The organism is Bacteroides sp. RTP31139st1_H2_RTP31139_211217 (assembly GCF_040227615.1).
Taxonomy (GTDB): domain Bacteria; phylum Bacteroidota; class Bacteroidia; order Bacteroidales; family Bacteroidaceae; genus Bacteroides; species Bacteroides uniformis.
In genome coordinates, this window is the sequence record NZ_JBCNZM010000315.1 from 1,057 (window position 1) to 1,975 (window position 919).

The window sequence follows — 919 nt, forward strand, 5'->3', positions numbered from 1 at the left end:
GTTGGCGTACAAAGTGCTCGTCGCGGTCGGAGTCCGCTCCGCGCAGATGGAAGTTGCAATGGGCGGCTTCGCATGTGTATCCCAGGCTGAGGAGCAGGCGCAGCAACGCCACGGAGTCCGCCCCGCCGCTCAGTGCCACAAGTATCTTGTCGTCCAGCGAGAAGAGCTTGTGGCGCTCGATGTATTGTACTACCTTCTGCATATTCAACTATAGAGTGGTGCAAAGATAGTGCAAACGATTTTTATTGCCATATCTGCAAGTATCTATTTTCAGAATCTCTATCGGCTAAGGTCGTATTTGCTAAAAGCTAATCTTACCACAGCTGTGTTTTATGCATACCACACCTTTGTTCTTTTCTTACCACAGCTGTGGTAAGAAAAGAACAAAGGTGTGGTGAAGTTACGATTTAGTATCTCTGGAAGTAGTGTTCTGCCTTCTGGGCATTATTGTTTAGTGTCTCTTATTTAAAAACATTCTAAATTATTTGTGCCTTGCGGACATAAGTATTATCTTTGCCCCCAAAATAGAAAAGAAAGGCAGAAAGACTATGCGTTTGTCCGAATTGAATACCGGTGAAAAAGGTGTAATCGTAAAAGTGCTGGGACACGGTGGTTTCCGCAAACGGATTGTGGAAATGGGATTTATTAAAGGTAAAACAGTGGAGGTCTTGCTGAATGCCCCACTACGCGACCCTATCAAATACAAAGTAATGGGATATGAGATTTCTCTTCGTCGGCAGGAGGCTGAGATGATAGAGATTATCAGTGAGCAGGAAGCTAAGGAGCAGGCTGTGCAGCCCGATTACCACGAGGGGTTGGGCGAAAACATGCATCTGGGCGAAGATGAGCTGAAGCAACTGGCCCTCGGCAAACGCCGCACCATAAATGTGGCTTTGGTGGGAAATCCCAACTGTGGTAA

Annotated in this window: 2 protein-coding genes; one reads left to right on the forward strand and one right to left on the reverse strand. The window is 46.6% G+C overall.

From position 1 onward, the window contains the following. On the reverse strand, window positions 1-208 hold a 208-nt coding region (locus tag ABUA47_RS24480; protein ID WP_410520199.1), incomplete at its 3' end, for an ATP-binding protein. A 340-nt stretch (window positions 209-548) separates the two neighbouring features. On the opposite strand from ABUA47_RS24480, the gene ABUA47_RS24485 reads away from it, so the two are divergent. After that, window positions 549-919: FeoA family protein (locus ABUA47_RS24485; RefSeq protein ID WP_349832260.1), on the forward strand; the 371-nt coding region annotated here is incomplete at its 3' end.